This window comes from Actinomycetes bacterium, from assembly GCA_035489715.1.
Classification (GTDB): domain Bacteria; phylum Actinomycetota; class Actinomycetes; order JACCUZ01; family JACCUZ01; genus DATHAP01.
In genome coordinates, this window is record DATHAP010000122.1 from 1 (window position 1) to 20,226 (window position 20,226).

Consider the following 20,226-nt stretch of genomic DNA (forward strand, 5'->3'; position numbering starts at 1 on the left):
ATCACCTCGATGCCGGCCGCGTGCAGGTCACGGACCATCGCCTTGAACTCGAGCACCTGCTGCCCGCGCTGGCCGCTCGACGAGTAGGCGTTGTGGGGGGCGAAGAACCCGATGGTGTTGTAGCCCCAGTAGTTGGAGAGGTCGCGCTCGACGAGGTGGTGGTCCTGGACGAACTGGTGCACCGGCATGAGCTCGATGGCCGTGACGCCGATGCGGTGCAGGTGCTCGATGATCGCCGGGTGCCCGATGCCCGCGTAGGTGCCGCGGATGTTGTCGGGCAGCGCCGGGTGGGTCATCGTCAGGCCGCGGACGTGCGCCTCGTAGATGACCGTCTGGTGGTAGGGCGTGTTGGGGTGGCGGTCGTTCTGCCAGTCGAAGAACGGGTTGATGACCACCGACTTGGGCGCGTGCCGGCCGGAGTCGAGGGTGTTGACCCGGTTGGCCGCGGCGAAGCGGTAGTCGAAGAGCGACTCGGCCCAGTCGACCTGACCCTCGACGGCCTTGGCGTAGGGGTCGAGCAGCAGCTTGGAGGGGTTGCACCGGAGGCCGCGTGAGGGGTCGCGCGGCCCGTGGACGCGGAAGCCGTAGCGCTGGCCAGGCCCGACCCGCGGCCGGTAGCCGTGCCAGACGAAGCCGTCCACCTCGGGCAGCTCGACCCGGGTCTCGGTCAGCCGCCTGCTGTTGTCGCTGCCCTCGAACAGGCAGAGCTCGACGCGGTCCGCGGCCTCCGAGAAGAGCGCGAAGTTGGTGCCCGCACCGTCGAAGGTCGCGCCCAGCGGGTACGCCGTGCCCGGCCAGATCTCCATGCGGGGGATTCTCCCCGATCGGTCACCGGCGTCGGCACATCGCCCCTGCACCGGCTCCGATCCTGAGACGACACGCCGTCCCCGCCCCGGCGCGTCGTCTGGTGATCATCCTAGGTGGGCAGGCCGGGGGTCGGGTAGCGGCCGCACAGCTCGCGGACGGCGGCGCCCACCTTGTCCACACCGGCCGCGTCGCCCGAGCGCTCCGCCTCGACCACCGCGTCGATCCAGCCGGCGATCGTGTCCATGTCGTCGGGGGTCATGCCGCGCGAGGTGACCGCCGCGGTGCCGATGCGGATGCCCGAGGGGTCGAAGGGCTTGCGCGGGTCGAACGGGACGGTGTTGTAGTTGAGCTCGATGCCGGCGCGGTCCAGCGCCTTGGCGGCCTGCTTGCCCGGCAGCTGCTTGTTCTCCAGGTCGACGAGCAGCAGGTGGTTGTCGGTGCCGCCCGACACCAGGTCGAAGCCGCGCGACGACAGGCCCTCCGCCAGCGCCTTGGCGTTGGCGACGATCGCGTGGGCGTAGTCGCGGAACTGCGGGGTGGCAGCCTCCTTGAGCGCGACCGCGATGGCGGCCGTCGTGTGGTTGTGCGGCCCACCCTGCAGCCCGGGGAAGACCGCCTTGTCCAGCGCCTTGGCGTGCTCCTCGGTGCTCATGATCATCGCGCCGCGGGGGCCGCGCAGCGTCTTGTGGGTGGTCGTGGTGATCACGTCGGCGTGGCCGACCGGCGACGGGTGCGCACCGCCGGCCACCAGGCCCGAGATGTGGGCGATGTCGGCCACCAGGACCGCGCCGACCTCGCGGGCGATGTCCGCGAACGCCGGGAAGTCGATGGTGCGCGGCACCGCGGTGCCGCCGCAGAAGATGACCTTGGGACGCTCGGCCACGGCCAGGTCGCGCACCTCGTCCATGTCGACCCGGCCGGTCTCCTTGCGCACGCCGTACTGCACCGAGCGGAACCACTTGCCGGTCGCCGACACGCTCCAGCCGTGCGTGAGGTGGCCGCCCATCGGCAGCGCCATGCCCATGACGGTCTCGCCGGGGGCGAGGAAGGCCAGGTAGACGGCGAGGTTGGCCGGCGACCCGGAGTAGGGCTGCACGTTGGCGTGCTCGACGCCGAAGAGCGCCTTGGCACGCTCCACGGCCAGCGTCTCGACCTGGTCGATGACCTGCTGGCCCTCGTAGTACCGCTTGCCGGCGTAGCCCTCGCTGTACTTGTTCGTCAGCATCGTGCCGGTGGCCTCGAGCACGGCACGCGAGACGTAGTTCTCCGACGCGATCAGCCGCACCGAGTCCCGCTGGCGGGCCTCCTCGGCGGCGACGAGGTCGGCGACCTCGGGGTCGGCGGTGCGCAGGTCCGGATCGCTGCTCATCGGAGGTCTCCTCGTCGCGCGTCGTAGCGGGCGAGCACGAGCCTAGCCACCTCGGGGGCGTCGCCCAGGACGGCACTCGTGACGTCGCCGCCCGCGGCCGCCACCTGGTCCGCGAAGAGCCCCGGGAAGAGCAGGTACGGCGCCACGGCGACCCGCTCAGCGCCCCTCGCGCGGAGCCCGGCGACCGCCTCCTCGACGGTCGGCCCCGCGCCGCTGGCGAAGGCCGCTTCGGCTGCCCACCAGCCCCGCCCGGCCCACTCCCGCGCCAGCGTGCGTACGCCGCCCACCGCGTCGGGGTCGGTGGACCCGGCGGCCGCCAGGACCACCGCGGTGGACGGGTCGCCGGCCACCACGTCGACCTCGGCCAGCCGCCGCTCGAGGGCGGCCAGCAGCAAGGGGTCCGGGCCGAGCACGTCGGCCTGCAGCGCCGTGCCGCCGGCCTCCCGGATCGCGGCCGGGATGTCGACGCCCGCGTGGTAGGCCGCCCCGAGCAGCAGCGGCACCACCACCGAGGGCCGGGCCAGCCCCGTCAGGGCGTCGGCCAGCCGCGGCTCGGCGTGGTCGAGGTAGCTCGCGACGACCTCCGGGCCGGGTCGCTGACGGCGTACCTCCGCGAGGAGCGCCTCGGTCACCACGGCGGCGGCGGGGTCCCGGCTGCCGTGGGCCACGGCGACCAGCGGCGGCAGGCCGCTGGTCACGGGCCGGTCACCCGGCGAGGGCGGCGTGCAGGTCGACCACGGAGCCGACCACGACGACCGCCGGCGGCCGCACGCCACGATCGGCGGCCAGCTCGGCGATGGTCGCCAGGGTGCCCACCGTGGTGCGCTGCTCGGGGAGGAACCCGGACTCCACGATCGCCACCGGGGTGCTGGCCGGCTTGCCGTGCCGCACCAGGGCGGCCGTCGCCTCGGCCAGCCCGCTGACGCCCATCAGCAGGACCAGCGTCCCGTCCAGCCGGGCCAGCGACGCCCAGTCGAGCCCCTCGTGGCCCGAGGCGATGGTGACCTGGCGCGAGCGCCCCCGATGGGTGACCGGGATGCCGGCCGCCGCGGGCACCGAGATCGCGCTGGTCACGCCGGGCACCACCTCGACGGTCACACCGGCCGCGATGCAGGCCAGCGCCTCCTCGCCGCCGCGCCCGAGCACGAAGGGGTCGCCGCCCTTCAGGCGCACCACCCGCCGCCCGGCCCGGGCCTGCTCGACCAGGAGCTGGTTGATGCCCTCCTGCGGCACCGGGTGGTGGCCAGCGGTCTTGCCGACGTCGACCACCACGACGTCGTCGTCCAGCCCGTCGAGCAGCGCACGAGGCGCGAGCCGGTCGACCACGACGACGTCGGCCTCGGCCAGCAGCCGCCGGCCGCGCGTCGTGATCAGCCCCGGGTCACCCGGGCCGCCACCGACCAGTGCGACATGCCCGGTGGCGGCCCGGCGGTGATGGCGCAGGGGGAGGTCGCCCGAGTCCAGCGCGACGGCGATCGCCTCGCGCAGCGCCCGGGCGCGGCGCGGGTCGCCGCCGGCGGTGACCGCGACGGTCACCGAGCCGGTGCGGGCGACAGCGGGCGTCCATGCCGCGGACCGCGACGCGTCGTCGGCGCGCACGCACCAGACCCGGTCGGCCTCGGCGTGGGCGGCCACCAGGTCGTCGGTCGCCCGGTCGCCGGTCGCGGTGTGCACCAGCCAGGCGCCTGCGAGGTCGTCGGCCTCGTAGTCGCGCGCCTCCCACTCGACGCGTCCTGCCGCGACCAGGTCGCGCAGCTCCTCGCAGACGTACGGCGCGACGACCACGACGCGGGCGCCGGCGGTCACCAGCCCGGTCGCTCGCCGGCCCGCGACCGGCCCGCCGCCGACGACCAGTGTCCGGCGGCCGGCAACGTCCAGGGTCAACGGGTAGTCAGGTGTGCTCATGACGGTGCCCCGACGTCGGTGGGTGTGTGGATGCCGCACTCGGTCTTGCCGGTGCCGGCCCACCGGCCCGACCGGGCGTCGGACGCGTCGGCGCCGTCGACCGCGTTCGTGCGCCGGGTGCACGGGAAGCAGCCGACGGAGGCGAAGCCGTCGGACAACAGCGGGTTGACCAGCACGCCGTGCCGGGCGACGTAGTCGTCGACGTCGGCCTGCGACCACCGGGCGAGCGGGTTGACCTTGACCTTGCCGTTGCGGCGGTCCCAGTCGACGACCGGCGTGCGCGACCGGGACACCGAGTCGTCGCGGCGCAGGCCGCTGCCCCACGCGTCGTAGCCGGCCAGCGCACCGTCCAGCGGTGCCACCTTGCGCAGGGAGCAGCACCGGTCCGGGTTGCTGGCGAAGAGGTCGCGACCCTCGGTCGCGTCCTGCTCGGCCACCGACTGCTCCGGCTGCACGGTCACCACGTCGACCAGCCCGCGGTAGGTCGCCGCGACTGCGTCGCGCATGGTCAGCGTCTCGTCGAAGTGGTATCCGGTGTCCAGGAAGAGCACGTCGGTGCGCGTCCCGGTCGACCGCGCCACCCGGGCGACGACGTCGACGAGCACCGCGTCGGCCATCGAGGAGGTGATCGCGAAGCGCGCACCGAAGGTCCGCACCGCCCACCGCACGATGACCTCGGGTGAAGCGTCCTCCAGGCGCCAGGCGGCGCGCCGGGCCAGCGCCTCGCGGTTGGCGGCCAGGTTCGGGCCGAGCTGGTCGTACGTCGGCATCGGGCTCAGCAGGGCCGCAGTCATCGGGAGCTCACCAGCCCGACCAGCTTGAGCGAGAACACCCGGGCACAGCTGCGGCAGTGCCAGGCACCGTGCGTGTCCTCGTGCGGCCGCAGGTCCTCGTCGCCGCAGAAGGGGCAGTAGAACGGCACCGCGCGGGCCTCACTCACCTGAGATCACGCTCGTCGGCGCGGGCGACCCACTGCGCGAAGCGCTCGTCCTCGGCCCGCTCGGCGACGAACCGGGACACGACCCGCTCGACGTAGTCGGGCAGCTCGTCGGCGGTCACCTTCTGGCCGCGCAGCTTGCGTCCGAAGCCGGCGTCGAGCCCGAGGCCGCCACCAAGGTGCACCTGGAAGCCCTCGACCTGCCGGCCGTCCGGCCCGGGCACCAGCTGGCCCTTGAGCCCGATGTCGGCGACCTGGATCCGGGCGCAGGAGTTGGGACAGCCGTTGACGTTGATGGTCAGTGGGACGTCGAGGTCGGGCAGCCGGGCCTCCAGCTCGTCGACCAGCTTGGCCGCCCTGGCCTTGGTCTCGACGATCGCCAGCTTGCAGAACTCGATGCCGGTGCAGGCCATCGTGCTGCGGCGGAACGTCGACGGCCGCGCACTGAGCCCGAGGGCGTCCGCCGCGTCGACCAGGCCGTCCACCTGCTCGTCCGCGACGTCGAGGACGACGACCTTCTGGTGCGGCGTGGTGCGCACCCGCGTGGAGCCGTGCGCCTCGGCGACGTCCGCGAGCCGCACCAGCGTCGAGCCGGACACCCGCCCGACCGTCGGTGCCAGGCCGACGTAGAACCGGCCGTCGGTCTGCGGGTGGACGCCGACGTGGTCGCGGGGGCCGGCCGGGGCGGCGGGCGCCGGACCGTCGACCAGCCGGCGGCCGAGGTACTCGGTCTCGAGCACCTCGCGGAACCGCTCGACGCCCCAGTCGCTGACCAGGAACTTGATCCGGGCCCGGGTGCGCAGCCGCCGGTAGCCGTAGTCGCGGAAGACCCCGATGACGCCGGCCCACACGTCGGCGACCTCGTGCAGGGGCACCCAGGCGCCGAGCCGCTGGGCAAGCATCGGGTTGGTCGACAGGCCGCCGCCCACCCAAAGGTCGAACCCGGGGCCGTGCTCCGGGTGGACGACGCCGACGAACGAGATGTCGTTCACCTCGTGCTCGACGTCCTGCAGCGGGGAGCCGCTGATGGCCGTCTTGAACTTGCGCGGCAGGTTGGAGAACTCCGGCGACCCGATGAAGCGGGTCTGGATCTCGTCGATCGCGGAGGTGCCGTCGAGGATCTCGTCGGCGGAGATGCCGGCGACGGGGGAGCCGAGGACGACCCGCGGGGTGTCGCCGCACGCCTCGGTCGTCGACAGCCCGACCGCCTCCAGCCGCTCCCAGATGGCCGGCACGTCCTCGATCCGGATCCAGTGCAGCTGGACGTTCTGCCGGTCGGTGATGTCGGCGGTGTCGCGGGCGTAGTCGCGGGAGATCTCACCGACGACCCGCAGCTGCTCGGTGCTCAGCCGGCCGCCGTCGATGCGGACCCGGAGCATGAAGAACTCGTCGTCGAGCTCGTGCGGCTCGAGCACCGCCGTCTTGCCGCCGTCGATCCCGGGCTTGCGCTGGGTGTACAGGCCCCACCAGCGGAAGCGCCCTCGCAGGTCTGCCGGGTCGATGGAGGCGAAGCCGTGGTGGGCGTAGATGTTCTCGATCCGGGCCCGGACGTTGAGCCCGTCGTCGTCGCGCTTGATGCGCTCGTTCGGGGTCAGCGGCTCGAGGTGGCCGAGAGCCCACTGGCCGTGGCCCTTGTGGGCGCTCTTGCGCTCGGCCGTGGTCGAGCGGGCGGTGCTGTCGGTCGCTGCTGGGGGCGCCATGGCGGCGGACTCCCTCGGGAAGCGGTGCGGGTCGACGACGGCACCGCGGACGGCGCGCAGGCGTGACCGCGCGCCGGGACGAACAGGGGCGGCGGGTCAGCCGCGCATACAGACCGCGCTCGACACGTGACCGAAGTCCACGTGGAGCCGCGCCACGAGCAGCAGCTCGCGCGCCTGGGTCTGTGACATGGCGGAAAGGCTAGCCCCGTCTCAGCATCCGTCCCAGACGCGTCCCACCATCCGGTCAGGAGGTCGGGGTGGCGCGGGCGACGACGGCCGCGGTGTCGAGGCCGCGGGGCAGCGTCCCGAAGGCCAGCCCGGCCGGTCCTGGCGCGTCCGGCTCACCCAGCCGGGTCGCGCAGAAGGCGTCCGCGACGTACGACGGGGCGTGCCGCACGAGCAGCGACGCCTGCAGGGCGAGCCCCATCAGCTCGACGAGGCGCCGGGCGCCCGCCTCGTCGACCGTCGTCAGCTCCTTGCCCAGCCGGTCGACCGCGGCGTCCAGCCGACGGTCGGCGCCCCGGGCGAGCTCCACCTCGGCCCGGAACGCCTCGACCGCCGACGGCTCCCGGCCCAGGGCGCGCAGCACGTCGAGCGCATTGACGTTGCCCGACCCCTCCCAGATCGAGTTCAGCGGCGCCTCGCGGTAGAGCCGGGGCATCCCGCTCTCCTCGACGTAGCCGTTGCCCCCCAGGCACTCCAGCGCCTCGCCCACCACGGCCGGCGTGCGCTTGCAGACCCAGTACTTCCCCACGGCGACCGCCAGCCGCCGAAAATCCTTCTCGCCGGTGTCGAACGCCTGGGCCAGCCGCATCGCCAGCGCCGTCGCCGCCTCGGACTCGACTGCCAGGTCCGCGAGCACGGCCTGCATCAGCGGCTTGTCGGCCAGCAGCCCGCCGAATGCCGAGCGGTGTGCGGCGTGGTGGGTCGCCTGGGCGACCGCGGCCCGCATCAGGGCGGTCGACCCGAGGACGCAGTCCAGCCGGGTCGCCGACACCATCTCGATGATGGTGGCCACGCCGCGGCCCTCGTCGCCGAGGCGGCGCGTCCAGGTGCCCTCGAGCTCGATCTCGGCCGAGGCGTTGGACCGGTTGCCGAGCTTGTCCTTGATCCGCTGGATCCGGAACACGTTGCGCGAGCCGTCGGGCAGCACGCGGGGCAGCACGAAGCAGGTCAGCCCGCCCGGCGCCTGGGCCAGCACGAGGAACACGTCGCTCATCGGCGCGGAGCAGAACCACTTGTGCCCGGTCAGCAGGTACTCGCCGTCGGCGGCCAGGGGCTCGGCGCGGGTGGTGTTGGCGCGGACGTCGGAGCCGCCCTGCTTCTCGGTCATCCCCATGCCCGCGACCAGGCCGGGCTTGTCCGCGGGCTTCCAGAGGCGGGGTTCGTACGTCCGGGAGCTCAGCCCGGGGACCCACTCCGCCGCGACGACCGGGTCGACGGCCAGGGCGGGCACCGCGGCGTACGTCATCGAGATCGGGCACAGGTGGCCCGCCTCGACCTGGGACCGGACGACGAAGCCGGCGGCCCGCCGCAGGTGAGCGTGCGGCCCGGCGTCCGGAGCCCACGGGGCGCCGTGCAGGCCCCACTGGACGGCCTGTGCCATCAGCTCGTGCCAGGCCGGGTGGAACTCGACCTCGTCGATGCGGTGCCCGTAGCGGTCGTGCGTGCGCAGGACGGGCGGGTTCTCGTTCGCCAGCCGGCCGAGATCGGCCGCGGACCCAGTGACGTGGCCGACGTAGGACAGGTCGGCCCGATTGTCGCCGGCTGCCTCTCCCGAGTAGCGGTCCACCGCCTCGACGAGCGCCCGGTCCGAACCGAACACGTCGTGCCACTCCAGCGGGGGAGTCTGGTTCGTGACCTCGTGGGTCGGGCCGCTCACGTGGCCTACCGTATTGCCGTGGCCGCGGACAGCGTCGGGGAGCAGCCGCGCAGGCCCGTCGCCGCGCGGCTCGGCCTCGTCCTGTGGCGGCTGACCAAGGAGACCACGGCCAACTGCTTCCGTTACCGGGTCACCGGACTGGCGGCCGAGGCGGGCTTCTTCGCCCTGCTCTCCCTCCCGCCGCTCGTGCTGGGGCTGGTCGGCGCGATCGGCTACCTCGGCCAGTGGCTCGGCGAGGACGTGGTCGAGGAGGTGCGCGAGCGGATCCTCGACGGGGCCCGCGACGTCCTCACCTCCGACGTCGTCACCGACGTCATCGAGAAGACGCTCAACGACGTCTTCGACGACGGCCGCTTCGACCTGATCTCGATCGGCTTCGTCATCGCGCTGTGGTCGGGCAGCCGGGCGCTCAACGTGTTCATCGACACCTGCTCGATCATGTACGGCCTCGGCGGTGTCCGCGGCATCGTCAAGACGCGGGCGCTGTCCTTCGGCCTCTACATCGTGGCGCTGGTCGTCGGGATCATCGTGATCCCGCTGGTGCTCGCGGGTCCGACCCTGCTCGGCCGGATGCTGCCCGACCAGGTCGACTTCCTCAACTCCCTCTACTGGCCGGTCGCGATCGTGCTGTCCCTGCTGTCGCTGACCTCGCTCTACCACGTGAGCGTGCCGGTCCGGACGCCGTTCTACCGCGACCTGCCGGGGGCGGTGCTCACCATCGCCATCTGGTTCCTGGGCAGCTTCGCGGTCCGCTGGATCATCTCCATCTCGGTCGGCGGCACCTCGATCTACGGCCCGCTGGCGACGCCGATCGTGCTGCTGATCTGGCTCTACGTCATCTCGATCGCGGTGCTCATCGGCGCGGCCCTCAACGCCGCCATCGAGAAGGAGTGGCCGCGGCGCGAGATCACCGAGGCCCGCGAGCGCCGCCGTCCCGCGCCCACGGGCCCGAAGCCGCACCCGGGCCTCGAGACCGGCGAGGTCGAGCTGCCGCTGAACCGCACGCCCGGCGGCAGCCCCCTGGACGGAGCCGAGACCCGGAAAAATCGCGTGACGGCACCGGGCCGGCGCCGCTAGCCTGCGACCAGCCGGGTGCCGCCACGTGCACCCGCCGCCGGCCCGCGTGAGAGGAGGAGAAGTCAGATGACCGTCGTCGTCGCTGCACGCCTCCTCCCCGGTGCCGCCCGCTAGCCACCCGGACTCCTTCCCGGTCGCGGTCGTGCACCCCCGCCGCCGAGAAAGGCACCTCCGTTGAGCTCGTCCGACCTGCTGTCCCTCGCCACCCTCGGCTGGGACGCCACCCGCACCACCGACTTCTCCGACTACGCCGACGACCACGTCCCGGCCCGGGTCAGCCGCGTCGACCGCGGCGCCTGCGACGCCCTCGCGGCGGCCGGTCCGATGCGCCTGACCTTCGCCGGCTCGCTGCTCTCCGCTGCCGCCGCCGACCCGGTGAGCGCGCCGTGCGTCGGCGACTGGATCGCCGCCCGCACCTGGGCCGACGGGCGGGTCACCGCCGAGGCCGTCCTGCCACGACGGACGACCTTCGTCCGCGCCACCGTCACCCCCGGCCAGTCCACCGGCCAGGTGCTGGCCACCAACGTCGACCTCGCCGTCGTGGTCGAGGGCCTGCACCCCGAGCCGGACCTCGGCCGGATCGAGCGCTTCCTCGCCCTCGCCTGGGAGAGCGGCGCGACCCCGCTGGTCGTGCTGACCAAGGCCGACCTGGTGCCCGACGCGGCCGAGGTGCGTGCCGACGTGTCGGCCGCAGCCCCCGGCGTCGAGGTGCTGGCGGTCAGCGCCGAGACGGGCGACGGGATGGGCGACCTCGCGACGTACGTCCAGCAAGGCTCGACGCTGGCCTTCCTGGGGCCCTCCGGGGCCGGTAAGTCGACCCTGACCAACGCCCTGTCCGGCGCGACCGTGATGACCACCCGCGCCCTGCGCGCCGACGGCAAGGGGCGGCACACCACCGTGCACCGCGAGCTGGTGCTGCTCCCGGGTGGTGGGCTGGTCATCGACACGCCGGGGCTGCGCAGCGTCGGGCTCACCGACGTCAGCGAGTCGCTGGACCTGGTGTTCGCCGACATCGACGAGCTGGCCGGGCAGTGCCGGTTCTCCGACTGTGTGCACGAGACCGAGCCCGGCTGCGCCGTGCGCGAGGCCCTGCAGAGCGGCGCGCTGCCGGAGCGCAGGTGGGAGAGCTACCTCAAGCTGCAGCGCGAGGCAAGGTACATGGCGATGCGCCACGACGCCCGGCTCAAGGCCGAGGAGAAGGCCCGGTGGAAGCGGGTGACCAAGGACTACCGCGCCCGCGACGCCAACCGCCGCTGACCGGCCAGCGCAACGCAACCGCCTTCGGCCTCGCCGGAAGTGTGCCGGCCGCCCGCCCGGGATCGATCACGCCAGCGTGGTCAGTCGAGGCGGCCGGTGTCGTTCCAGTGCACCAGGGCCGGTGCGTCGCGCTCCCAGCCGAGCACCGACACCGACGCGGTCGACAGCTTGAGGTGCTCGCCCTCGGTGGCGGCCAGCCCGACCCAGCGGGCGCCCAGCACCCGGCAGAAGTGCCCGTGCGAGAACGCCAGCACCGGCCCACCGGCGGCTCGGACCCGCGCGACGACCGCGTCGGCCCGCGCACCCACCTGCTCGGCCGACTCGCCGCCGCAGGGACCGTCGGCCCACACCGTCCAGCCCGGCCGGCCCTCGCGGATCTGCGGTGTCGTCAGGCCCTCGTCGTCGCCGTAGTCCCACTCGGCCAGCTCCTCGACCACTGCGGGGTCGGCGAAGCCCGCCAGCTCCGCCGTGCGGCGCGCGCGCAGCCGCGGGCTGCTCAGCACCTGGACGAACGGGCCCGCGCTGCTGAGCCGCCGGCCCACCTCGCTCGCGGCGGCCACGCCGGCCTCGGTGAGGTCGAGATCGGTGTGGCTGGTGTGCCGGCCGGCCGCCGACCACTCGGTCTCGCCGTGGCGCACCAGCCAGAGCTGGGCAGCGGTGGCGGGCTGGGATGTCACGTCCGGACGTTACCCGGATACAAAGGGACCATGACCCAGCAGCAGGCGCAGCAGGTGCAGCACGTCGACGCCGTCGTGATCGGGATGGGCCCGGGCGGCGAGGAGGTGGCCGGCCGGCTGGCCGAGGCCGGCCTGAGCGTCGTCGGCGTCGAGCGCGAGCTGGTGGGGGGCGAGTGCCCCTACTGGGGCTGCGTCCCGAGCAAGATGATGATCCGCGGGTCGACCCTGTTGACCGAGGCGCGACGGGCCGACCCCTACGCCGGGACGACGATGGTGACCCCGGACCTCGGCCCGGTGGCCCGACGGATCCGGGCCGAGGCCACCGACGACTGGGACGACACGGTCGCGGTCGAGCGGTTCGAGGGCAAGGGTGGCCGGCTGGTCCGTGGCTTCGCGTGCCTGGAGGGGCCCGGCCGGGTGCGGGTCGGCGACGACGTCTTCGTCGCGAGCCGGGCTGTGGTCGTGGCCAGCGGAGCCGAGCCGGTGCGGCCGCCGATCGACGGGCTGGCCGACACCCCGTACTGGACCAACCGCGAGGCGGTGTCCGCGCTGGTGGCCCCGGCCTCGCTCACCGTCCTCGGTGGCGGTGCCATCGGGCTCGAGCTGGCCCAGATGTTCGCGCGTTACGGCTCCCGCGTGACGGTCGTCGAAGGCACCGATCGGCTGCTGCCGCCGGAGGAGCCGGAGGCCGGTGAGGTGGTCGCGGCCGCCCTGCGCGAGGACGGTGTGGAGGTGGTCCTGGGCGCCACGGCGGTCGGCGTGCGGCGCGACGGCGACGACGTGGTCGTGCGGCTCGAGAACGGTCCGGACGTACGGTCCGCAGAGCTGCTCGTGTCGGTCGGGCGGCGGCCCCGGGTGCGCGAGCTGGGTCTCGACACGGTCGGGCTCGACCCGGACGCCCGCTCGGTCCCCGTCGACGAGCGGATGCGGGCCGGTGACCAGCTCTGGGCGATCGGCGACGTGACGGCGTCCGGCGGCTTCACGCACATGGCGATGTACCACGCGGCCATCGTGGTGGCCGACATCCTCGGCCGGGATCACGCGGCAGCCGACTACCGAGGAGCGTCCCGGGTGACCTTCACCGACCCCGAGGTCGGATCGGTCGGGTTGACCGAGCGGGCGGCGCGGGGGCAGGGGATCACCGTGCGCACCGGCAGCTCACAGGTGTCCAGCTCGGCGCGCGGCTGGATCCACGGCCCGGGCAACGCCGGCTTCATCAAGCTGGTGGCGGACGTGGACCAGCAGGTGCTGGTCGGTGCCACGTCGTGCGGCCCGTGGGGCGGGGAGGTGCTCTCGATGCTCACCCTCGCGGTGCACGCCCGGGTGCCGCTGCCGACACTGCGGTCGATGGTCTACGCCTACCCGACGTTCCACCGCGGCGTGCAGGACGCCCTGACCGACCTGGGGGAGTGACCGGACCGGCTCGGACCCCGGCAGACTGGCAGCGTGCTCCTGGCTGAGATCGCCGCCGCGTCCGCTGCGGTCGGTGAGACGACCAAGCGGTCCGAGAAGGCGGCTCATGTCGCCGCCTGCCTGCTCCGGGCCGATCCCGCCGAGGTGCCCGCGGTCGTCGCCTACCTGTCCGGTGACCTGCCGCAGCGGCGCACCGGTGTCGGCTGGGCCTCGCTGCGCGGCCTCCCGGAGCCGGCGGCGGACGCGACCCTGACCGTTGCCGAGGTCGACGGCACGCTCGCCGAGGTGGCCGCCGTCTCGGGTCCCGGGTCCGTCACCCGGCGGGCCGCCCTCCTGAGCACCCTCTTCGGGCGGGCGACCGCACCCGAGCAGTCCCTGCTCCGCGGGCTGCTCACCGGCGAGCTCCGCCAAGGCGCCCTCGAGGGCGTGATGCTGGACGCCGTCGCCAAGGCGAGCGGACTGCCGCCAGCCGAAGTCCGCCGGGCAGTCATGCTGCGTGGCGAGGTCGGCCCGGTGGCGGTCGCGGCATTGACCGAAGGCGCCGACGGCCTCACGCAGTTCCGGCTGCAGGTCGGCCGGCCGGTGCAGCCGATGCTGGCCTCACCCGGCGACGACGTCGCAGCGGCGCTGGCCCGGCTGGGCACCGCTGCGCTCGAGTGGAAGCTCGACGGCGTCCGCGTCCAGGTGCATCGGGACGGCAGCGACGTCGCCGTGTTCACCCGCAGCCTCGACGAGATCACCGACCGGGTGCCCGAGGTGGTCGAGGCGGTGCTCGGCCTGCCGGTCCGCACGGTCGTGCTCGACGGCGAGGCGATCGCGCTGCGCCCTGACGGTCGGCCGCGGCCGTTCCAGGTGACCGGCAGCCGGGTCGGCTCCCGGGTCGACGTCGCGGCGGCTGTCCGGTCGAGCCCGCTGTCGACGTACGCCTTCGACGTGCTGCACCTGGACGGCGACGACCTGCTCGCCAGGCCCGGGCGGGAGAGGTTCGAGGCGCTGTGCGCCGCGGTGCCGGTGGACCTGCGGGTGCCGCGGCTGGTGACGGGGGAGCTGGCCGAGGCGGAGGCGTTCGTCGCCGACACGTTGGCCCGCGGCCACGAGGGGGTGGTGGCCAAGGCGCTGGACGCGCCGTACGAGGCCGGTCGTCGCGGTGCGGGCTGGCTCAAGGTGAAGCCGCGGCACACCTTGGACCTGGTCGTGCTCGCCGCCGAGTGGGGGCACGGGAGGCGACGGGGCTGGCTGTCCAATTTGCACCTCGGTGCGCGAGACCCCGCGGGCGGTGGCTTCGTCATGCTCGGCAAGACGTTCAAGGGCCTGACCGACCAGATGCTCGGCTGGCAGACCGAGCGCCTGCAGGAGCTGGCGGTCGACGCCGGCGAGTGGGTGGTGCAGGTGCGGCCGGAGCTCGTCGTCGAGGTGGCCTTCGACGGCGTTCAGACCTCGCCGCGCTACCCGGGGGGCATGGCCCTGCGGTTCGCCCGCGTGCTGCGGCACCGACCGGACAAGGGGCCGGGGGAGGCCGACACCGTCGAGACGGTCCGGGCCATCCATGCGAGGAGCGTGGACTGAGCGGCCGACGGATGGGTACCGCTGCCACATGAGGCGCATCGACGTACGACGACGCGACGACCGGGAGCACGGTGGCAAGCAGCTGGGCAAGGGCGTGGTCCTGACCGGCACCACCGACGACGGCGAGCTGCGGGTGGCCTCCGAGGACGACGTGACCTTCCCCGGGGTGTGGCTCGCCGAGGCCCGGTTGTACGACGTCGAGGTGTGGCAGGACGGCGAGCTGGTGGCGACCGTGCCGCCGCGGTCGGACGAGGTCGACGCCGCTTTCGACGAGCACGAACGGCGCGGCCGGACCGAGGGTTGACCCGTCCGGGGGACGGCGCAGACCTAGCGGGTCAAGTGATTGTCAAGTGGTGCCGATGACGGGGTCATGAACTACGCACCGCTGCTGATCCCCGCGAACAACTGGATGGACCTGGCGTTCGCGGCGGACTACGTGGGAGTGCCGTACGCCGAGCTGGTGGCCGCGGCCACCAAGGGGCAGCTGGACGCGACGGTCACCCACCCGGCCCGCCTGGGCGACTGGATGGTCCGGATGGGCACGGTCGAGGAGTGGGCCCGACGCCGCTCCATGCCGCTGTCCGCCTGACCACCGCCTGACGGATACCTGATCGCCCTCACCCGGAGCACGTTCCTTGTCCGCGCTCGCCCGTGTAGTGATCTTCGGGGCGGGAACACCTGCCGACGTGAGCTCCCGCGTCGTCGCCACCGCCACCCTGCTCGCGATCGCCTACTTCATGCTCCGAGCCGTCCCGCTGGTCGTCTCCGGCTGACTGCTCGGCCCCTCGCCCGCGCCGGGTGGCACGACGCGCACTGATCGTGTCGAGCCGCTGCAGGAGGGTGCGCCTCGGCTGACGCTCTCGCGCCCGGCGGACGACGTCCTCGCGTCGCTGCTCCCGGTCCATCCTGACCAACCCCCCGTGTGTCGTTCCCCGTCATCTACCAGCCGTGCCCGGCCGGTGATCCCGTCGGCGAGCACGACAGCTCGAACCACACCTGCTTGCCGCCCGGCACCGGGTTCCAGCCCCACGCCTGGCTGAGCCGTTGCACCAGCCAGACCCCTCGCCCGCCGGGCCGTTCCGGGTCGACGTTGTCGGGAGGCGGACGGGGTGGCTCGGGCGAACAGTCCTCGAGCTCGACGCGGACCTGGTCGCCGTCGAAGGCGGCCGACATCTGCAGGTTCTCGCTGTCGGTGTGGCGGACAGCGTTGGCGATGATCTCGGTGAGCAGCAGCTCGACGGTCTCGATCGCGTCTCCGGTGCACCTGCGCGCGGTCATCCAGGAGCGCAGCAGGACGCGGGCCTCGTGTGCGGCCGCTGGAACGCCTGCCAAGGTCACGACCAAGCGGGACCCAGGCACCCTTCATCCCCCCGGATCTGGATTACCACTCATGGCCCACCCGTGACCGCTGTGGACCGCGGCAAACCTCCGACCGGTGAGTAACCCCGGCGCGGGCGCTCAGCGCGGGGCAGCGGGGTCGTCCTCCAGCTCGCCTCGGCGCTCGGCGTCCGTGACCTGCTCCCGCAGGTCTTCGGCGCCCTCCTCGAGCGGCCCGTCGATGACGCGGTCCTCCTCGGCGTCGGCCGCGCGGGCCGCGTCGTCCCGGTGGTCGTACCGCGTGGGCCCGTCGGGCTGCAGGTGGCCGGACGCTGCAGTGGGGTGGTCGTGGCTGGTCATGAACGTTCACGTTCCCCTCACCGGCGGACCCATGCCGGGGAGCCGTCATATTGACGTACGTCTATGTGAATGCTGGATCTGGCGCGCAGCAACGCCGCCAGGGCCGGTGCGACCAACGTCGAGGTCCGCAAAGGCGTCATCGGGGACGTACCGCTGCCGACGCGTAGGGCGACGTGGTGATCTCGGACTGCGTCTTCAACCTGTCGACCGACAAGCCCGCCTCGGCCCGGGACAAACGCTTCGGCGATGCACCCGACGAAGGAGCGCATGCACGGCGCGATCACCCGGGCGACCAGACCCGCCGACTGATCGTCGGCGCTCGTCCTTCTGCGGCGTTGCCGGCGCGGAGGCTGTTCACCCGGAGTTCGCTTGCGCTCGAACGCGCGGCGGACGAGGATTCACGCCGCCATGACGGGTCACGCGACGGTGAACATCACGTCCCGGCCGACGGACTTCCATACACCGCCCGCGCCGATCGACGACCGTATGCTCCGGCTCCTCGCCGACCCGCTGCGGGCGCAGCTCGTCACACTGCTGGCGGCCGAGCAGCTGTGCACCTGCCACCTCGCCGACGCGACGGGGTCCCTCCCGTCAGCTGTGTCGAACCAGCTGCGGCACCTCCGTGAGGCGGGCCTCGTCGAGCGAGAGGCAGCCGGGCGGTTCGTCTACTACCGCCTGCGGCCAGAGGTTCTCGCCCAGGTCGGCGCCCAGCTCACTGCACTTGCAGCGTCTGCCCACCTCGCCGAGAAGCGGCCCTGCTGATGCGCAGCTCGCCCGCACTGGGTCGGCGACTGCTCGCCGAGTCGGTGGGGACCGGCCTGCTCGTCACGGTCGTCGTCGGCTCGGGCATCGCCGCGACCAGGCTCAGCCCGCACGACGCCGGGCTGCAGCTGTTCTACAACTCGACCGCGACCATGCTGGGTCTCGCCGTGCTCATCCTGATGATGGGCCCCGTGTCGGGTGCGCACCTCAACCCCGTGGTGTCGGCCGCGGACTGGTGGCTGGGTCGCCGCGCCGGCAGAGGACTGACCGCCGGCGAGGTCGCTGCCTACTCGGTGGCACAGACCGTGGGCGGCGTTGCCGGGGCGTTGCTGGCGAACCTGATGTTCGACGTGCCGCAGGGCCTGTCCGGCACGGACCGTTCGGGGTGGCACCTGTGGGTCGGCGAGGCGGTCGCGACCGCCGGACTGGTGGCTCTGATCCTCGCCCTGGTCCGCACCGGCCGGGGCGCTTGGGCTGCCCCGGCGGTCGGGGCGTACATCGGCGCCGCGTACTGGTTCACGTCGTCGACCAACTTCGCCAACCCGGCCGTGTCGGTCGGCCGGATCTTCTCCGACACGTTCGCCGGGATCGCGCCGTCCTCCCTGCCCGGTTTCGTTGTCGCCCAGCTGGTCGGCGGGGCGGTCGGCGTCGTCCTGGCACGCGCGCTGTACCCGGACGTCGCGACGGCCGCCGATGACGTCGTCGTGCCGGCCCTCCGCTCGACCACGTGATCTCGACAGAGGAGAGGTGCCGTCCATGACCGACAAGCCCAGCGTGCTGTTCGCCTGCGTCGCCAACTCGGGCCGCTCGGTGATCGCCCGTGTGCTCGCCGCCTACTACGGCGAGGACGCGGTCGAGGCGGTCTCCGCCGGCTCCGAGCCCGGCGAGCGCATCCACACCGAGGTTGCCGACGTCCTCACCGGTCTCGGCCTGGACGTGTCCCACGAGACCCCGAAGGGCTTCGACCCGGATGGCACCTACACCGCCGTCGTCACGATGGGCTGCGGCGACCAGTGCCCGTACTACTCAGGTGCCCGCTACGAGGACTGGCCGCTGGACGACCCGAAGGGCCAGGACGAGGCCACGGTGCGGCGCATCATCGCGGACATCGACACTCGGGTGCGGCGGCTGGTCGCCGAGCTCGCGCCGGACCACGACCTGCCGCCGTCGGTGCTCGAGCAGACCCGACCCTCGGGTCCAGGGTCCGCCGCCACCCGCAGGTGACGACTCAAAGCTGGTGGGCGATACAGGACTTGAACCCGTGACCTCTTCTGGGTCAAGGAAGATCGACTAGTTCGTCGGTGTTTTGGGCTGTGGCCTTGCGCGTGGGGTTGGCCGTCTTCTTGATAGCAACCTGATCCTCGGCATCCACGGTGGAGGCCCTGGGCGCGTTCTTCTCAACCGACGCGATTACCGGCCAGGCGGCGCGCCGGGTCTTGTAGTGCTCCGATGTGGCCATGACCTTGCCGTTCGAGGGAGCAGAATTCCAGTGGAAGCCCTTGCCGGACTTCTTCATCACGAACTTCCCAGGCATGAGCAGTCCCTTCTCGCGCGGATCCTGCGGGCGATCTACCCCGCCGTCGAGCGACTCGATGCCAAGATGCCTCAGGCGGGTCGAGCCGTTCGTCGAGAGGCCGACCCGTGGCAGCCACCGCAGTCGAGGTCCTTTACGACGACGGCCGCTGGTACCTCGCGCAGTTGCTCGGCCAGCACCGCGGACCGCGAAAGCGGCGACTGGCGCTGCGGAGTCCGCTACTCCGTGGCGCCGGGGATGACCTATCAGCGGGTCGGGCCGAGCATTCCCAGCCTCCAGCTAATGGCGACGGTGTAGCGGAGGGCTGGGGGGTCTAGCATCGCAAATCATGACGGACACGGGACCGCCGGCTGACGAGGAAGCCGCCATCGCTGAGGCTTCGGCGGCTTTGGATGATGCGCGAGAGGTACTCCTGGGCGAGCGAGAAGACCGGCTCGACGCCAGGGAGTCGGCAGCGGACGACAGGGAGTCGGCAGCAGACGACCGGCTCGACGCCAGGGAGTCGGCAGCCGACGCCCGCGACCAGTCTCTGGACGTGAAGGCGGGCGATCTAGCTCGTGTGTCGGAACAACTGGAGCAGCTCTTGGCGGCGGCGGACGCCCGTGACCAGGCGGCTGAGATTCGATCCGCAGCGGCACGCGTCCGCGAGTTGGCCGCGGAGGCTCGTGCCGAGCGTGACTGGGAAGACCGCGACGTGGCGGCGTTGCACCGGGACGAAGCAGCCATGGATTCCGAATGGGACAGAAGCCAGGCCGCCGCGGACCGCGATGACCTCCGGCGGCTGCGGGCCGAGACACAGCCGGACACAGGCGAGCGCCAAGACTGAACAACGGTCACGAGCCCCGTTGAGCCCGGCTCGGACGCCGCCGGTTCGCCTCCCGCTGCGCCTCGACGCACGCCTCGCAGCGGCATCCGTAGTTGACGTAGGTCGATCGTGTGCCGTGGTAGAGGGAGGCGTCGTCCTCCGGCCGCTTAGCTGCCCGCCGGGCTCGCAGCAGTCGGTGTCGCTGGGCGTTCGCTGCCGGGCACACCTGGCAGCGAAGCAGTAGTCGTCCTAGCGGGTGACGCCATGCTCGGACGGCATGCGGAAAGGCTAGGACGTGCTCCGCGCCGTCCCCCCATGCGCCCCGGAGCACGAGTCGCCCGCGCCGACCAACGGGGATGTGGACGACCCTGATGCTTGATGATCTTTCCAAGCCTGCAAGCGCCCCGAAACCAGCGGAAGACGCGAGAGCAACGGCAAGGCGGTAGGTCACGTGGGTATGGCAGATGATGCGCAGCGCGCCCGAGCCCTCGGGGCGTGGGAGGCGGCGCTGGTCGCCTACCTGGACGCGGCCGACACCGTGATCCGGCGCGGTGCCCTTGCCGGCCCGCCGGACCCCCTCGAGCTCGACCTGCTAGAGGTGCTCGACGTCGAGCAAGGCGACGCCCTGCACCAGTTCCTGGGAGCCGCGCGTGGTGATTCGTGGCCGTCCCCGAGCCCTGCTGCGACTGGACGTCACCAGCGCCGACGAAACGGCTGACCGCACCCGGCCTCAGTCTGGCGCGCAACGGCCATCGGCGTGATCCTGGTGCGGGGCGGCTCGAGGTCGAGCCGACGATTCCCTGCACGGCGCGGGCGGAAACGAGCCCGACCACCGATGCCCAGTCAAGTTCAGCAACA

The 20,226-nt window shown here is 72.8% G+C and carries 24 protein-coding genes; 12 read left to right on the forward strand and 12 right to left on the reverse strand.

Translation table 11 applies throughout. From position 1 onward, the window contains the following. The 8 genes from VK640_09565 to VK640_09600 form a co-directional block, all read right to left on the reverse strand. A partial coding sequence (locus tag VK640_09565; GenBank protein HTE73431.1) for a glycogen debranching enzyme occupies positions 1-806 on the reverse strand: 806 nt, incomplete at its 3' end. A 110-nt stretch (positions 807-916) separates the two neighbouring features. Further along, entirely contained in the window at positions 917-2,176 is a 1,260-nt protein-coding gene (gene glyA / locus VK640_09570; protein HTE73432.1) for a serine hydroxymethyltransferase, read from the reverse strand. Next, on the reverse strand, positions 2,173-2,874 hold the full coding sequence (locus VK640_09575; protein ID HTE73433.1) for a CbiX/SirB N-terminal domain-containing protein: 702 nt from the start codon (positions 2,872-2,874) through the stop codon (positions 2,173-2,175). Before VK640_09575 ends, glyA begins: the two co-directional genes overlap by 4 nt. A 7-nt stretch (positions 2,875-2,881) precedes the next feature. Continuing rightward, positions 2,882-4,081 (reverse strand): uroporphyrinogen-III C-methyltransferase, encoded by a 1,200-nt coding sequence (cobA, locus tag VK640_09580; protein ID HTE73434.1) that lies wholly within the window; start codon positions 4,079-4,081, stop codon positions 2,882-2,884. Continuing rightward, the gene (locus tag VK640_09585) at positions 4,078-4,875 is read right to left on the reverse strand and encodes a phosphoadenylyl-sulfate reductase (protein HTE73435.1); all 798 of its coding nucleotides are present in this window, start codon (positions 4,873-4,875) and stop codon (positions 4,078-4,080) included. The genes cobA and VK640_09585 overlap by 4 nt, the downstream gene beginning before the upstream one ends. Continuing rightward, positions 4,872-5,021: a hypothetical protein gene (locus VK640_09590; protein HTE73436.1), complete on the reverse strand. Its 150-nt coding sequence runs from the start codon at positions 5,019-5,021 to the stop codon at positions 4,872-4,874. Before VK640_09590 ends, VK640_09585 begins: the two co-directional genes overlap by 4 nt. Then, on the reverse strand, positions 5,018-6,718 hold the full coding sequence (locus VK640_09595) for a nitrite/sulfite reductase (GenBank protein ID HTE73437.1): 1,701 nt from the start codon (positions 6,716-6,718) through the stop codon (positions 5,018-5,020). Before VK640_09595 ends, VK640_09590 begins: the two co-directional genes overlap by 4 nt. Positions 6,719-6,962: 244 nt before the next feature. Next, positions 6,963-8,600: an acyl-CoA dehydrogenase family protein gene (locus VK640_09600; protein ID HTE73438.1), complete on the reverse strand. Its 1,638-nt coding sequence runs from the start codon at positions 8,598-8,600 to the stop codon at positions 6,963-6,965. Between the two features lie 18 nt (positions 8,601-8,618). Here VK640_09600 and VK640_09605 point away from each other — a divergent pair, with 18 nt between their 5' ends. Continuing rightward, positions 8,619-9,677: a YihY/virulence factor BrkB family protein gene (locus VK640_09605; protein HTE73439.1), complete on the forward strand. Its 1,059-nt coding sequence runs from the start codon at positions 8,619-8,621 to the stop codon at positions 9,675-9,677. A gap of 174 nt (positions 9,678-9,851) precedes the next feature. Then, a complete protein-coding gene (gene rsgA / locus VK640_09610) occupies positions 9,852-10,934 on the forward strand; it encodes a ribosome small subunit-dependent GTPase A (protein HTE73440.1) in 1,083 nt (360 codons plus the stop codon). Between the two features lie 80 nt (positions 10,935-11,014). On the opposite strand, the gene VK640_09615 is transcribed toward rsgA, so the two are convergent. After that, complete coding sequence (locus tag VK640_09615; protein ID HTE73441.1) at positions 11,015-11,611, reverse strand: histidine phosphatase family protein; 597 nt, start codon at positions 11,609-11,611, stop codon at positions 11,015-11,017. A 30-nt stretch (positions 11,612-11,641) separates the two neighbouring features. On the opposite strand from VK640_09615, the gene VK640_09620 reads away from it, so the two are divergent. The 5 genes from VK640_09620 to VK640_09640 all read left to right on the forward strand — a co-directional run bounded on the left by VK640_09620 (position 11,642) and on the right by VK640_09640 (position 15,363). Then, positions 11,642-13,024 (forward strand): NAD(P)/FAD-dependent oxidoreductase, encoded by a 1,383-nt coding sequence (locus VK640_09620; protein ID HTE73442.1) that lies wholly within the window; start codon positions 11,642-11,644, stop codon positions 13,022-13,024. 33 nt (positions 13,025-13,057) lie between these two features. Continuing rightward, positions 13,058-14,590: an ATP-dependent DNA ligase gene (locus tag VK640_09625; protein HTE73443.1), complete on the forward strand. Its 1,533-nt coding sequence runs from the start codon at positions 13,058-13,060 to the stop codon at positions 14,588-14,590. A 28-nt stretch (positions 14,591-14,618) separates the two neighbouring features. Continuing rightward, positions 14,619-14,894: a hypothetical protein gene (locus tag VK640_09630; GenBank protein HTE73444.1), complete on the forward strand. Its 276-nt coding sequence runs from the start codon at positions 14,619-14,621 to the stop codon at positions 14,892-14,894. Between the two features lie 66 nt (positions 14,895-14,960). Further along, positions 14,961-15,179 (forward strand): hypothetical protein, encoded by a 219-nt coding sequence (locus VK640_09635; protein ID HTE73445.1) that lies wholly within the window; start codon positions 14,961-14,963, stop codon positions 15,177-15,179. A gap of 46 nt (positions 15,180-15,225) precedes the next feature. Then, positions 15,226-15,363, forward strand: a complete 138-nt coding sequence (locus VK640_09640; protein HTE73446.1) for a hypothetical protein — start codon at positions 15,226-15,228, stop codon at positions 15,361-15,363. Between the two features lie 166 nt (positions 15,364-15,529). Here VK640_09640 and VK640_09645 read toward each other — a convergent pair whose 3' ends face one another. Both VK640_09645 and VK640_09650 read right to left on the reverse strand, forming a co-directional pair. Next, positions 15,530-15,949 carry an ATP-binding protein gene (locus tag VK640_09645; protein HTE73447.1) on the reverse strand — a complete coding sequence of 140 codons (420 nt, stop codon included), beginning with the start codon at positions 15,947-15,949 and terminating at the stop codon, positions 15,530-15,532. Positions 15,950-16,048: 99 nt separating this feature from the next. Then, a complete protein-coding gene (locus VK640_09650; protein ID HTE73448.1) occupies positions 16,049-16,267 on the reverse strand; it encodes a hypothetical protein in 219 nt (72 codons plus the stop codon). Positions 16,268-16,753: 486 nt separating this feature from the next. Between VK640_09650 and VK640_09655 the strand changes: the two genes are divergently transcribed. From VK640_09655 to VK640_09665, 3 genes are read left to right on the forward strand one after another with little or no spacing between them, the layout of a single operon-like run. Then, complete coding sequence (locus VK640_09655) at positions 16,754-17,029, forward strand: metalloregulator ArsR/SmtB family transcription factor (protein HTE73449.1); 276 nt, start codon at positions 16,754-16,756, stop codon at positions 17,027-17,029. Next, a complete protein-coding gene (locus VK640_09660) occupies positions 17,029-17,760 on the forward strand; it encodes an MIP/aquaporin family protein (protein HTE73450.1) in 732 nt (243 codons plus the stop codon). Before VK640_09655 ends, VK640_09660 begins: the two co-directional genes overlap by 1 nt. A gap of 25 nt (positions 17,761-17,785) precedes the next feature. Further along, a complete protein-coding gene (locus VK640_09665; protein ID HTE73451.1) occupies positions 17,786-18,253 on the forward strand; it encodes a heat-shock protein HtpX in 468 nt (155 codons plus the stop codon). A 52-nt stretch (positions 18,254-18,305) separates the two neighbouring features. Here the strand turns inward: VK640_09665 and VK640_09670 are convergent, their stop codons facing one another. After that, positions 18,306-18,563, reverse strand: coding sequence for a DUF1508 domain-containing protein (locus VK640_09670; protein ID HTE73452.1), 258 nt, complete (start codon positions 18,561-18,563; stop codon positions 18,306-18,308). A gap of 328 nt (positions 18,564-18,891) precedes the next feature. Between VK640_09670 and VK640_09675 the strand changes: the two genes are divergently transcribed. Further along, positions 18,892-19,389: a hypothetical protein gene (locus VK640_09675; GenBank protein ID HTE73453.1), complete on the forward strand. Its 498-nt coding sequence runs from the start codon at positions 18,892-18,894 to the stop codon at positions 19,387-19,389. Positions 19,390-19,825: 436 nt separating this feature from the next. Continuing rightward, positions 19,826-20,086 carry a hypothetical protein gene (locus VK640_09680; protein HTE73454.1) on the forward strand — a complete coding sequence of 87 codons (261 nt, stop codon included), beginning with the start codon at positions 19,826-19,828 and terminating at the stop codon, positions 20,084-20,086. The last annotated feature ends 140 nt before the right edge of the window (positions 20,087-20,226 follow it).

Coding starts and splice junctions, on each gene's coding strand:
- glyA (HTE73432.1), bottom strand. CDS start 2,176: ATGAGCAGCGATCCGGACCTGCGCACCGCCGACCCCGAGGTCGCCGAC.
- cobA (HTE73434.1), bottom strand. CDS start 4,081: ATGAGCACACCTGACTACCCGTTGACCCTGGACGTTGCCGGCCGCCGG.
- VK640_09585 (HTE73435.1), bottom strand. CDS start 4,875: ATGACTGCGGCCCTGCTGAGCCCGATGCCGACGTACGACCAGCTCGGC.
- VK640_09595 (HTE73437.1), bottom strand. CDS start 6,718: ATGGCGCCCCCAGCAGCGACCGACAGCACCGCCCGCTCGACCACGGCC.
- VK640_09620 (HTE73442.1), top strand. CDS start 11,642: ATGACCCAGCAGCAGGCGCAGCAGGTGCAGCACGTCGACGCCGTCGTG.
- VK640_09630 (HTE73444.1), top strand. CDS start 14,619: ATGAGGCGCATCGACGTACGACGACGCGACGACCGGGAGCACGGTGGC.
- VK640_09635 (HTE73445.1), top strand. CDS start 14,961: ATGAACTACGCACCGCTGCTGATCCCCGCGAACAACTGGATGGACCTG.
- VK640_09650 (HTE73448.1), bottom strand. CDS start 16,267: ATGACCAGCCACGACCACCCCACTGCAGCGTCCGGCCACCTGCAGCCC.
- VK640_09655 (HTE73449.1), top strand. CDS start 16,754: ATGCTCCGGCTCCTCGCCGACCCGCTGCGGGCGCAGCTCGTCACACTG.
- VK640_09660 (HTE73450.1), top strand. CDS start 17,029: ATGCGCAGCTCGCCCGCACTGGGTCGGCGACTGCTCGCCGAGTCGGTG.
- VK640_09665 (HTE73451.1), top strand. CDS start 17,786: ATGACCGACAAGCCCAGCGTGCTGTTCGCCTGCGTCGCCAACTCGGGC.
- VK640_09670 (HTE73452.1), bottom strand. CDS start 18,563: ATGCCTGGGAAGTTCGTGATGAAGAAGTCCGGCAAGGGCTTCCACTGG.
- VK640_09675 (HTE73453.1), top strand. CDS start 18,892: ATGACGGACACGGGACCGCCGGCTGACGAGGAAGCCGCCATCGCTGAG.
- VK640_09680 (HTE73454.1), top strand. CDS start 19,826: ATGGCAGATGATGCGCAGCGCGCCCGAGCCCTCGGGGCGTGGGAGGCG.